Source organism: Polaromonas sp. YR568 (assembly GCF_943369675.1).
In the GTDB taxonomy this organism is placed as follows: domain Bacteria; phylum Pseudomonadota; class Gammaproteobacteria; order Burkholderiales; family Burkholderiaceae_C; genus Polaromonas.
In genome coordinates, this window is sequence record NZ_CALROB020000003.1 from 52,518 (window position 1) to 64,578 (window position 12,061).

At 64.7% G+C, this 12,061-nt stretch carries 13 protein-coding genes; 12 read left to right on the plus strand and 1 reads right to left on the minus strand.

Going from position 1 to position 12,061, the window contains the following annotated elements:
- The first annotated feature begins 128 nt into the window (after positions 1-128).
- Positions 129-770, plus strand: coding sequence for a response regulator (locus tag ACLV8F_RS02240; protein WP_411882615.1), 642 nt, complete (start codon positions 129-131; stop codon positions 768-770).
- A gap of 219 nt (positions 771-989) precedes the next feature.
- On the opposite strand, the gene ACLV8F_RS02245 is transcribed toward ACLV8F_RS02240, so the two are convergent.
- Complete coding sequence (locus ACLV8F_RS02245; protein WP_411882616.1) at positions 990-2,081, minus strand: MBL fold metallo-hydrolase; 1,092 nt, start codon at positions 2,079-2,081, stop codon at positions 990-992.
- A 151-nt stretch (positions 2,082-2,232) separates the two neighbouring features.
- Between ACLV8F_RS02245 and ACLV8F_RS02250 the strand changes: the two genes are divergently transcribed.
- From ACLV8F_RS02250 to ACLV8F_RS02300, 11 genes are all read left to right on the plus strand, one after another.
- The gene (locus ACLV8F_RS02250) at positions 2,233-2,640 is read left to right on the plus strand and encodes a MerR family transcriptional regulator (protein WP_007867394.1); all 408 of its coding nucleotides are present in this window, start codon (positions 2,233-2,235) and stop codon (positions 2,638-2,640) included.
- Between the two features lie 125 nt (positions 2,641-2,765).
- Entirely contained in the window at positions 2,766-3,209 is a 444-nt protein-coding gene (locus tag ACLV8F_RS02255; RefSeq protein ID WP_411882617.1) for a PaaI family thioesterase, read from the plus strand.
- Between the two features lie 37 nt (positions 3,210-3,246).
- A complete protein-coding gene (locus tag ACLV8F_RS02260; protein WP_411882618.1) occupies positions 3,247-4,428 on the plus strand; it encodes an isovaleryl-CoA dehydrogenase in 1,182 nt (393 codons plus the stop codon).
- 169 nt (positions 4,429-4,597) lie between these two features.
- Entirely contained in the window at positions 4,598-5,290 is a 693-nt protein-coding gene (can, locus tag ACLV8F_RS02265; protein ID WP_411882619.1) for a carbonate dehydratase, read from the plus strand.
- 12 nt (positions 5,291-5,302) lie between these two features.
- On the plus strand, positions 5,303-7,180 hold the full coding sequence (aceK, locus tag ACLV8F_RS02270) for a bifunctional isocitrate dehydrogenase kinase/phosphatase (protein WP_411882620.1): 1,878 nt from the start codon (positions 5,303-5,305) through the stop codon (positions 7,178-7,180).
- Between the two features lie 31 nt (positions 7,181-7,211).
- Complete coding sequence (locus ACLV8F_RS02275; RefSeq protein ID WP_411882621.1) at positions 7,212-8,393, plus strand: acetyl-CoA C-acyltransferase; 1,182 nt, start codon at positions 7,212-7,214, stop codon at positions 8,391-8,393.
- A 6-nt stretch (positions 8,394-8,399) separates the two neighbouring features.
- Positions 8,400-9,074, plus strand: coding sequence for an SDR family oxidoreductase (locus ACLV8F_RS02280; protein WP_411882622.1), 675 nt, complete (start codon positions 8,400-8,402; stop codon positions 9,072-9,074).
- 53 nt (positions 9,075-9,127) lie between these two features.
- On the plus strand, positions 9,128-10,258 hold the full coding sequence (locus ACLV8F_RS02285; protein ID WP_411882623.1) for an acyl-CoA dehydrogenase family protein: 1,131 nt from the start codon (positions 9,128-9,130) through the stop codon (positions 10,256-10,258).
- A gap of 10 nt (positions 10,259-10,268) precedes the next feature.
- Positions 10,269-10,700 (plus strand): rhodanese-like domain-containing protein, encoded by a 432-nt coding sequence (locus ACLV8F_RS02290; protein ID WP_411882624.1) that lies wholly within the window; start codon positions 10,269-10,271, stop codon positions 10,698-10,700.
- Positions 10,700-11,116 carry a YchJ family protein gene (locus tag ACLV8F_RS02295; protein WP_411882625.1) on the plus strand — a complete coding sequence of 139 codons (417 nt, stop codon included), beginning with the start codon at positions 10,700-10,702 and terminating at the stop codon, positions 11,114-11,116. Before ACLV8F_RS02290 ends, ACLV8F_RS02295 begins: the two co-directional genes overlap by 1 nt.
- A gap of 67 nt (positions 11,117-11,183) precedes the next feature.
- Positions 11,184-12,053, plus strand: a complete 870-nt coding sequence (locus tag ACLV8F_RS02300) for a metallophosphoesterase (protein ID WP_411882626.1) — start codon at positions 11,184-11,186, stop codon at positions 12,051-12,053.
- Positions 12,054-12,061: the final 8 nt, after the last annotated feature.

Genomic DNA, 12,061 nt, shown 5'->3' on the forward strand with positions numbered 1-12,061 from the left:
TAAAACTGGATTAATTACCAGCGCAGAAGGCTCTTTTCACCTCTTTTCTCGTTTTTTTTGTGGGGCTTTACAGCACGAATTGATTAAAATGAGAAAAATGAGAAAAACAATCTTTTACGAGACCGACCATGCGTGAACCAAAATCCTTCGAGGCCGCCATTACCGCCGCGGATTTCTCGAGTGAGGATTACTGCGGCACAAGCTATGCAGCCAAGTTGCTGGGCTTGTCCGTGGCCACCGTGCAGTCCCTCGTGGAAAAAGGCGAGATCGAGGCCTGGAAGACGCTGGGCGGCCACCGCCGCATCGCGCTGCAGTCCATCAATGCCTACCTCGCCAAAAGCAGTCCGCAGCTCTCCAAGGTGGACACCGACCCCAAGCACCGCCTGCGCGTGCTGATGGTGGAAGACGACGAGAACACCCGTGAGCTCTACCGTTGCCAGTTCGAGGACTGGGACCTGCCGGTCGACTGCACCTTCATGCCCTCCGCGCTGGAAGCCATGATGGATATCGCCAGCATGCGGCCCGACCTGCTGATCACCGACCTCTCCATGCCCGGCGTGGACGGCATCGAGATGCTCAAGGCCTGCAAGCGCAACCAGCAACTCCACGACATGCAGATCGTCGTGATCAGCGGCCTGGCGCCCGAAGCCGTCCAGGCGCGCGGCGGCCTCCCGCCCGAAGCCCACTTGTTGCAAAAGCCCATCAACTTTGACTGGCTGCATGGCTATGTCACGGCGTTGGTGACGGCCAATCGCAAGTGGCGGCAGTAGCTGTTAGCCCCCACGCTTTTCACTTCGTGTAATGCGCTGCCCCCCGAGGGGGCGCTGCGCCTGCGGCCCGGCAAAGCCGGTTCCGCGGCCCCTGCTGGTGAAGACGCAGCCCCCACGTTCGTTCACTGCGTGTAACTCTCTGCCCCCCGAGGGGGCCGCTGCGCCTGCGGCCTGGCAAAGCCAGTCCCGCGGCCCCTGCTTGGTTAGAGAGCCCTTACATCACACGCTGCTGAAGCGGTAGATTCCGTCGCTGTTCAGGCGGCGCGTCAGCTTTTCCTGAAACCACAACGCATGCAAATGCGCCACCGCTTCGCCCATGGCGAAGGTGGTCTGGTGCAGGTCCAGTTTGCGGGGGAACATGATGGGCAGGATGTCGGCGGCGCTGCAGGGGGCTGCCTGGCAGGCCTGCATCACTTCGGCCAGGCGGTCGCGGTGGTGGTCATGCAGCTGGCCTATGCGGGTGTGCAGGCCGCGAAAGGGTTTGCCGTGCGAGGGCAGCACCAGCGTGTCCTGGTCCAGCGGCAGGAATTTGTCGATCGACTCCAGGAACAGCGTGAGTGCGTTGGACTCGGGCTCCATGTCGTAGACGCTCACATTCGTCGAGATGCGCGGCAGCACCATGTCGCCGCTGATCAGCGTGCCGGTCTGTTCGCAGTGCAGCGCGATGTGCTCGGGCGCGTGGCCGTAGCCGCTGATGCAGCGCCAGTCGCGGCCGCCTATGCGCACGGTTTTTCCGTCCATGATGCGCACATAACTGGCCGGCATCGCGGGCACCATGCCGGGGTAGTAGCTGGTCCGGTCGCGGATTTTCCCGATCGCCTCCGGATCCACCAGGCCGTGCGAGCCAAAAAAGCGCGCGGCGCTTTCGCCGCCGAAGCCCGTCGTGCTTTGCGAGGCGATGCGTGCCGAGTGGTAATCCGTCGCGCTGATCCACAAACGGCACACGTGTGTTGCGGTCGTCCAGCGCTCGCACAGCCAGTACGCCAGGCCGATGTGGTCCGGGTGCATGTGCGTCACGAGCACGCGCAGCACCGGCAGGCCTTCGAGCTCGCTCTCAAAAATAGCTTCCCACTGCGCTTTCGATTCCTCGCGGCTGATGCAGCAGTCCACGACGGTCCAGCCCTGGATTTTTTCGCCCGGCCGGTCCGGGTCGTCGATTTCATCGCGCAGCAGCCACAGGTTGATGTGGTCCAGCGCGAAGGGCAGCGCCATGCGTATCCACTTCACGCCGGGCGCCACGTCCAGCGTCGCGCCGGAGGCCGGCAGGGCGTCGCCGAAGGGGTAGTGGAGTTGCTGCTCGAGGAGATTCATGTCATCATTCGCGGTATATTTGACGTTTACGTAAACGTCATACACGGGCATTGTAGGGACGGCGCCCGTTTCGCGCTGTCACCCGCGTTTGTCCGCGTTTGTCCGTGTTTACCCGCTTCAACCGCGTTCGCACAAGACCTCATTCATCACCATGGCTACCACCTACACCATCAGCGACCTCGCAAAAGAGTTTGACCTGACCACGCGCGCCATGCGTTTTTACGAAGACATGGGGCTGCTGCAGCCGCAGCGCGAAGGGGCGGGGGGGCGCAACCGCGTCTACACCGCGCGCGACCGCACCCGGCTCAAGCTCACCCTGCGCGCCAAGCGCCTGGGGCTGTCGCTGGTCGAGGCCAAGGAGATCATCGACTCCTACGACAGCCCGCGCGACACCGCGCCGCAGCTCAAAAAATTCCTGGCCATCCTGACGGAGCACCGCAAGAAGCTGGAAGCCCAGATGCTCGACCTGCAGGCCAACCTCGACGAAATCCGCACCCACGAAAAAGAAGCCAAGGCCCTGCTCGCCAAGACCGAGAAGGCCAAGGCCGGCAAGCCCTAGGACTCGGGCCGCTTGCCCCCAGCCCCGGCCGGGTCAAAGCCGGGCCGGGCGCAAATACGCCATAATTGACGTTTACGTAAACGTCAACCAGAAGACCGCCTCCCCCACACCCCGCAAAGGCTCCCATGGACGCACCCGCCACCCCGACCGCACTGTTCCGCCGCATCGAGGACAGCTTCCTGCGCCAGGGCATGATGCGGCACCTGGGCGCCCGGCTGCTGCGCGTGGAGCCCGGCCTGTGCGAGGTGGCCTTGCCTTACTCGGAGCGCGTCACCCAGCAGCAGGGCGGTTTTCACGGCGGCGCCATGGGCGCGCTGGCCGACATCGCCGGCGGTTATGCCGCCCTCACGGTGGCCGCGGAAGACTCCGAAGTCACCACCGTCGAATACAAGATCAACTTCATGGCCGGCTTCAACGACGGCGAGCTGCGCGCCCTGGGCCGCGTCGCCAAGGCCGGCAAGCGCATCATCGTCACCACCGCCGAAGTCACGCACATCGCCGCCGGCGGCAAGGAAAGCGCCTGCGCCCTGATGCAGCAGACCCTGGTGCCCGTGCCCAAGACTTACTGAACTCACATCCCCACAATCCGCCCCCAGAAAGACCCCCATGACCAACATGCCAGGACTCAATTTCCAGCTCGGTGAAGACATAGACGCCCTGCGCGACGCGGTGCGCGAATTCGCCCAGGCCGAAATCGCCCCGCGTGCCGCTGAAGTGGACCGCAGCGACCAGTTCCCCATGGACCTGTGGCAAAAAATGGGCGCGCTCGGCGTGCTCGGCATCACCGTCGGCGAGGAATACGGCGGCGCCAACATGGGCTACCTGGCCCACATGATCGCCATGGAAGAAATCAGCCGCGCCAGCGCCTCCGTGGGCCTGTCCTACGGCGCGCACAGCAACCTCTGCGTTAACCAGATCAAGCGCAACGGCACGGATGAGCAGCGCAAAAAATACCTGCCCAAACTCATCAGCGGCGAACACGTGGGCGCGCTCGCCATGAGCGAGCCCGGCGCCGGCAGCGACGTGATCAGCATGAAGCTGAAAGCCGAAGACAAGGGCGGCTACTACCTGCTCAACGGCAGCAAGATGTGGATCACCAACGGCCCCGACGCCGACACCCTGGTGGTCTACGCCAAGACCGAGCCCGAGCTGGGCGCGCGCGGCGTCACCGCCTTCCTGATCGAAAAAGGCATGAAGGGCTTTTCCGTCGCGCAAAAGCTCGACAAGCTCGGCATGCGCGGCAGCCACACCGGCGAACTGGTCTTCAACAACGTTGAAGTGCCGGCCAGCCAGATCCTGGGCGGCCTCAACAGCGGCGCCAAGGTGCTCATGAGCGGCCTCGACTACGAACGCGCCGTGCTCACCGGCGGCCCGCTGGGCATCATGCAGTCCGTCATGGACAACGTCCTGCCCTACATCCACGACCGCAAGCAGTTCGGCCAGAGCATCGGCGAGTTCCAGCTGATCCAGGGCAAGGTCGCCGACATGTACACCGTGCTGCAGGCCGGCCGCTCTTTTGCCTACACCGTCGCCAAAAACCTCGACATGCTGGGCACCGACCACGTGCGCCAGGTCCGCAAGGACTGCGCCTCCGTCATCCTCTGGTGCGCCGAAAAAGCCACCTGGATGGCCGGCGAGGGCGTGCAGATCTACGGCGGCAACGGCTACATCAACGACTACCCGCTGGGCCGCCTCTGGCGTGACGCCAAACTTTATGAAATTGGGGCGGGTACGTCCGAGATCCGAAGAATGTTGATAGGCCGCGAACTCTTCGCGGAGACCATGTGATGCTGGCAAGGGGCCCCAATTCGGCGCAGGCTCATGTCCGCAAGGACGTGAAGGCGCGAAGCGCCGGCCGGAGCCAAATTGGCGCCGGCACCAGCGAAATACGCCGCATGCTCATAGGGCGGGAACTCTTCGCCGAGACGATGTGAACCAAGCAGGTGAAAATACAGCCATGACTACCTCGCTCCAAGACCTCTTCGCCCACAACCGCGCCTGGGCCGCGCAGATGGAAGCCGAGCGCCCCGGCTTTTTCACCGGCCTGGTGAAGCAGCAGACGCCCAGGTATATGTGGATAGGCTGCTCCGACAGCCGCGTGCCCGCCAACCAGATCACCGGCCTCGAGCCCGGTGAAGTGTTCGTGCACCGCAACGTCGCCAACATCGTCGTGCATTCCGACCTCAACGCGCTCTCGGCCATCCAGTTCGCCGTCGAGCGCCTCAAGGTCAAAGACATCATGGTGGTCGGCCACTACGGCTGCTCCGGCGTGCAGGCCGCCCTTGAAGGCGCGCGCATCGGCCTGGCCGACAACTGGCTCCGCCACATCCAGGACGTGCGGCACCGCCACCGCCAGCTGCTCGACAGCCTGCCCGAAGAAGTGCGCGCGCAGGCGCTGTGCGACATCAACGTCATCGAGCAGGTCGTCAACGTCTCGGTCAGCACCGTCATGGTCGACGCCTGGGCGCGCGGCCAGGAAGTCACCGTGCACGGCTGGGCCTTCGGCGTGCACGACGGCCTGCTGCAGGACCTGCAGATGAGCGTCGCCGGGCCCGACGAGCTCGACCAGCTCTACAGCAAGGCCATAGACCGCGTCTGGGATGTGTGGATGGCGCGCGTCGGCGGCGGCACGCAGCAGCAGCTGGTCTGAGCGGAACCGGCCATGTTCCCCCAGCGGCTGGACTCCAGCATCGCCTACGACATCGCCAAGGCGATGATGGACGGCTTCAACCGCCACTACCAGCTGTTCCGCACCGAATCCGCGCGCGCCAAGCACCGCTTTGAAACGGCCGACTGGCACGGCCAGCAGCGCGCCCAGCGCGAACGCATCGAGTTCTACGACCTGCGCGTGCGCGAAGCCTCCACCCGGCTGGAGCGCGAGTTCAAGGCCGGTGAGCAGCCCATGGACGTCTGGCAGCAGGTCAAGCTGCATTACATAGGCCTGCTGGTCAACCACCACCAGCCCGAGCTGGCCGAGACCTTCTTCAACTCGGTCACCACCAAGATCCTGCACCGCAGCTACTTCCAGAACGACTTCATCTTCGTGCGGCCCGCCGTCAGCACCGAATACATCGAGAACGATGAACTCGCCTCGCAGCCCACCTATCGCGCCTACTACCCCACGCGCGACAACATGCGCGACGTGCTGCTGCAGGTGGTGCGCGATTTCGACCTGCGCCTGCCCTTCGACGACCTCGAACGCGACGCCGGTTATGTGCTCGAGGCCATCAGCGGCCGCCTCGCCGACGTCAAGCTGCGCGCCAACTTCCAGATCCAGGTGCTGACCAGCCTGTTCTTCCGCAACAAGGGCGCCTACGTCGTCGGCAAGATCATCAACGGTTTCAACGAGGTGCCCTTCGCGCTGCCGGTGCTGCACAACAAGGCCGGCAAGCTCGTGATCGACGCGGCACTGTTCGGCGAAGACGACCTGCTGATCCTCTTCAGCTTCGCGCGCGCCTACTTCATGGTCGACATGGGCATCCCCTCGGCCTACGTGCAGTTTTTGCGCAGCATGATGCCGCACATGCCGCGCGCCGAAATCTACAACGCGCTGGGCCTGGCCAAGCAGGGCAAGACGCTTTTTTACCGCGACTTTTTGTACCACCTGCGGCACTCCACCGACAAGTTCCGCATCGCGCCCGGCATCAAGGGCATGGTCATGCTGGTGTTCGACCTGCCGTCCTTCCCCTACGTCTTCAAGGTCATCAAGGACTACTACCCGCCGCAGAAAGACACCACGCGCGAACAGATCAAGGGCAAGTACCTGCTGGTCAAGCAGCACGACCGCGTCGGCCGCATGGCCGACACCCAGGAGTACAGCGAAGTCGCCTTCCCGCGCGAGCGCTTCAGCGATGAACTGATCGCCGAGATCGAAAAATTCGCCGCCAGCCAGCTCGAGATCAGCGACCGCGACGGCGACGGCCAGACCGAAGTCATCATCAAGCACGTCTACATCGAGCGCCGCATGATCCCGCTCAACATCTACCTGCAGGAAGCCTTTGACGCCGGCATGCATGAACCCGGTGCCAGGGACCAGATCGAGCGCGCCGTCGTCGAATACGGCAACGCCATCAAGGACCTGGTCGCCGCCAACATCTTCCCCGGCGACATGCTGTGGAAGAACTTCGGCATCACGCGCCACGGCAAGGTCGTGTTCTACGACTACGACGAGATCGAATACATCACCGACTGCAACTTCCGCAAGGTGCCCACCGCCCGCAACGAGGAAGAGGAAATGAGCGGCGAGGTCTGGTACTCCGTCGGCCCCAAAGACGTCTTCCCCGAAACCTTCGAGCCCTTTTTGCTCGGCAACGACGCGGTGCGCGAGGTCTTCATGAAACACCACGCCAACCTGCTGGACGCCGGCTTCTGGCAAAAACACCAGGCCCGCATCCAGGCCGGCCACGTGCACGATGTTTTCCCCTACGAGCGCGAGAAACGTTTCATCGCGCTGCACAGCCCGGGCGAGGCGCATGACGAAGTGCTCACCCAACTGCCGCCCGAACCGGTTTTAACGGGCCTCAGCGGCCTCACACCTTAAACAATTCACACCTACCTGAAAGGACCTCCTCATGTCTGATTCCATCGTTATCCTAGGCGCAGCCCGCACCCCCATGGGCGGCTTCCAGGGCGACTTCACCAGCCTCTCGGCCCATGACCTGGGCGGCGCCGCCATCAAGGCCGCCATCGAGCGCTCGGGCATCGCCCCTGAAAAAGTCGACGAAGTGCTGTTCGGCAACTGCCTGATGGCCGGCCAGGGCCAGGCGCCCGCGCGGCAAGCCGGCTTCAAGGGCGGCTTGCCCGCCAGCGTCGGCGCGGTCACGCTGTCCAAAATGTGCGGTTCCGGCATGGAAGCCACCATGCTCGCGCACGACCAGCTCGTCGCCGGCAGCCGCGACGTCATGGTGTCCGGCGGCATGGAAAGCATGACCAACGCGCCGCATCTGCTGCTCAAGGGCCGCAGCGGCATCCGCATCGGCCATGACCGCATCTATGACCACATGATGCTCGACGGCCTCGAAGACGCCTACGAACCCGGCCGCGCCATGGGCACCTTCGGCGAGCAATGCGCCGACAAATACAAATTCACCCGCGAAGCGCAGGACGCCTTCGCCACCGCCAGTGTGCAGCGCGCCAAGGCCGCCACCGAGTCCGGCGCCTTCAAGGCCGAGATCACGCCCGTCACCGTCAAGGGCCGCGCCGGCGAAACCGTGATTTCCATCGACGAGGGCCCGGGCAAGGTCAAGCTCGACAAGATCCCCACGCTCAAGCCCGCCTTCAAGAAAGACGGCACCATCACCGCCGCCTCCAGCTCTTCCATCAACGACGGCGCCGCCGCCCTGGTGCTGGCCCGTGAATCTACCGCCAAGGAACTGGGCGCCAAGCCCATCGCCCGCATCGTCGGCCACGCCACCTTCTCGCAGGAACCCGAATGGTTCACCACCGCCCCGGTGGGTGCCGTCAACAAGCTGCTCAAGAAAACCGGCTGGTCCGTCAAGGACGTGGACCTCTGGGAAGTCAACGAAGCCTTCGCTGTCGTGCCCATGGCCGCGATGAAGGAACTCGGCATCAGCCATGACATCGTCAACGTCAACGGCGGCGCCTGCGCGCTGGGCCACCCGATTGGCGCGTCCGGCGCCCGCATCATCGTCACGCTGATCCACGCGCTGCAAGCGCGCGGCCTCAAGAAGGGCATCGCCACGCTGTGCATAGGCGGCGGTGAAGGCACGGCCATGGCGATTGAATTGGTCTAAGCCGCGATGAAAGTCCTCGTCATTGGCGCATCGCGCGGCATAGGGCTTGAATTCGCCACCCAGTACCAGGCCGAAGGCGCCGAGGTCATCGCCACCGCGCGCGACGACGAAGGCCTGCAACGCCTCACCGGCCTGGGTGCCAGAGCCTTGCGGCTGGACGTGGCCGCCCCCGCCAGCATCAGCGGCCTGGCCTGGCAGCTCGACGGCGAGGAAATCGACGTCGCGCTCTACGTGGCCGGCGTCTTCCCGCATGGCGATGCGCTGACACCGCCCACTCAAGAGGCCTTCGACCACGCCATGCGCACCAATGTGCTGGGCGCCATGCAGGCCATCCCGCAGGTCACGCCCTTGGTGGAAGCCGTGCGCGGCGGTGGCGGGCGCTTTGCCTTCATCAGCAGCGCCATGGCCCGGATAGGCGGCGTGGAAGACAGCCGCGGCTGGGTCTACCGCGCCAGCAAGGCCGCACTCAACATGGTGGTCGCCTCGGCCCAGCACGACTACTCCAAGGCCATCCTGGTCGCCATGTCGCCCGGCTGGGTGCAGACCGACATGGGCGGGCAGGGCGCAACGCTGACCACGGCGCAAAGCGTCAGCGCCATGCGCGCCGCGCTGGCCGGGCTCACGCCCGAAAACAAGGGTGCGTTCCTCAATTACGACGGCAAGCCTTTCAGCACGTGGTGAGCTTCACCGCGCCGCTTCCTTTTTTTGTTTGACATCCCTCGCAAGGCCACACCATGCTGCTGAACCAGGACCAGGAAATGATCCGCGACGCGGTCCGCGCCTTCGCGCAGGAAGAGCTCTGGCCCCATGCCGCGCGCTGGGACAAGGAGCACCACTTCCCCGTCGAGGCGCACAAAGGCCTGGCCGCGCTGGGCGCTTACGGCATCTGCGTGCCTGAAGAGTTCGGCGGCGCCAACCTTGACTACCTCACGCTCGCGCTGGTGCTCGAAGAAATCGCCGCCGGCGACGGTGGCACCAGCACCGCCATCAGCGTCACCAACTGCCCCGTCAACGCCATCCTCATGCGCTACGGCAATGCCCAGCAGAAAAAGCAGTGGCTCACACCGCTGGCGCAGGGCGAGATGCTGGGCATCTTCTGCCTGACCGAGCCGCACGTTGGCAGCGATGCGTCGTCGCTGCGCACCACGGCGGTGAAGGAGGGTGATGCGTACGTACTCAACGGCGTCAAACAGTTCATCACCAGCGGAAAGAACGGCCACGCCGCCATCGTCATCGCCGTCACCGACAAGGGCGCCGGCAAAAAAGGCATGAGCGCCTTCATCGTGCCCACCAGCGCGCCCGGTTATGTGGTCGCGCGGCTGGAAGACAAGCTGGGCCAGCATTCCAGCGACACCGCACAAATCAATTTCGACAACTGCCGTATCCCGGCCGAGAACCTGATCGGCAGCGAAGGCGAAGGCTACAAGATCGCCCTGGGCGCGCTCGAAGGCGGGCGCATAGGCATCGCTGCGCAAAGCGTGGGCATGGCACGCAGCGCGTTCGAGTTCGCACTCAGCTACGCCAAAGAGCGCCAGAGCTTCGGCACCGCCATCTTCAACCACCAGGCCGTGGGTTTTCGCCTGGCCGATTGCGCCACCAAAATCGAAGCCGCGCGCCAGCTGATCTGGCACGCCGCCAGCCTGCGCGACGCCGGCCTGCCGTGCCTGAAAGAAGCCGCCATGGCCAAGCTCTTCGCCAGCGAAATGGCCGAGCAGGTCTGCAGCGCCGCCATCCAGACCCTGGGCGGCTACGGCTACGTCAGCGACTTCCCGGTCGAGCGCATCTACCGCGACGTGCGCGTGTGCCAGATTTACGAAGGCACTTCCGACGTGCAGAAAATCATCGTCACCCGAGCCCTGGCCTGAGGAGAACAAGATGCCCATCATCAAAGGATTCCGCGCCCTGGTCGACGAGGCCATGGCCCAGGTCAAGACCTACAGCGTGCAGGAAGTGAAAGCCAGGCTGGCCGATCCGGCAGTGCAGATCGTCGACATCCGCGACGTGCGCGAACTCGCCGCCGGCACCGTGGTGGGCAGCTACCACGCACCGCGCGGCATGCTGGAGTTCTGGGTAGACCCGGCCTCGCCTTATCACAAGCCCCTGTTTGCCGATGAGGGCAAGGAGTTCATCCTCTTCTGCGGCGCCGGCTGGCGCAGCGCCCTGGCCACCAAGACCCTGCAGGACATGGGCATGGTCAACGTCGCCCACATCGACGGCGGTTACGCCGAATGGGTCAAGCAGGGCGCGCCCACCGAAACGCTGGAAGAACGCGAAGAGCGCAAGTCCCGCGCCTACAGCTGCGGTTGATGGCCACGCTGCCGCCGTCCCGGCCATGCCCCTGCGGCCGCACAGGCGCGGCCCAAAAGCCCTTGCCGTTTTCCGGCTGCTGCGGCCGTTACCTCGACCTTTTTGAAACGGCGCCCGCGCCAGACGCCGAGTCGCTCATGCGCTCGCGCTACTGCGCCTTTGTGGCCGAACACGCCGACTACCTGCTCGCCACCTGGCACACCAGCCACAGGCCGGCATCGATTGAGTTTGACCCCGGCGTCAAATGGCTGGGCCTCGAAGTGCGCAGCCACCGCCAGCTTGACGCCACCCGCGCCGAAGTTGAATTTGTCGCGCGCCAGAAAGCGCCCGGCAGCCCGGCCGTGCGCCTGCATGAGCGCAGCCGCTTCGTGCGCGAAGAAGGCCGTTGGTACTATGTGGACGGCGACATTGCATAAAGAGATATCGCATAAAGAGTGAGGGAAGCGTGAAGAGGGCGTCCATGTTGTTGTTGGAGAAACCCGCTTGAGCCGGCGCTGGCAAATCGCCGCCTGGTCCGCGCGGCTGATGGTGCCGCTGCTTTTGGTCTGGGCCGTGCTGATCGAGCCGCGCTGGGTCGCCCACCGCGAAATCACCGAAACAGTCCCCGGCTGGAAAGGCCCGCTCGGCCTCAAGGTCGCCGTCGCCTCCGACTGGCACTTCAGCAAGCGCGCGCTGTGGCGCGTCATGACGGTCGAACGCGCCCGCGCCATCGTCGCCGACATCAACGCCTCGCAACCCGACGTCATCCTGCTGCCCGGCGACTTCATTGCCGACAGCGATTACACGCCCGACTCCGCTGCCACGGCAGAAGACGAAATCGCCGGCGTGCTGGGCGGCCTCAAGGCGCGCCTCGGCGTCTATGCCGTTTTGGGCAACCACGACTGGTGGCACGAAGGCAAGGCCATGGCAGCCGCCTTCAAACGCGCCGGCATCACTGTGCTGGAAAACGAGGCCGCGCCCCTGCCCGGCACCGCGCTCTGGGTCGTCGGCATAGGCGACGACTACACCGACCATTCACAACCCCAGCTCGCCACGCGCAAGCTGCCGGCGGGCGCGCAAGCCCTGGTGCTCATGCACGGCCCCGAAAGCCTTCGCACCCTGCCGCCCGTGCGCGGCCTCGTCGTCGCCGGCCACACCCACGGTGGCCAGGTCAGCATTCCTTTCTTCGGTCCGCCCGTGGTGCCCGGCGCCGGCCCGCGCGAATGGGCTTACGGCTGGGTAGCACACGGCGACAATCGGATGTACGTCACCAGCGGGCTGGGCGTCAGCATCCTGCCGGTGCGCTTCAACATGCGGCCTGAGTGGGTCACCTTCACACTCGCCGCGCCCGGGCAAGCAACAACCAATAACTGATATGAAAG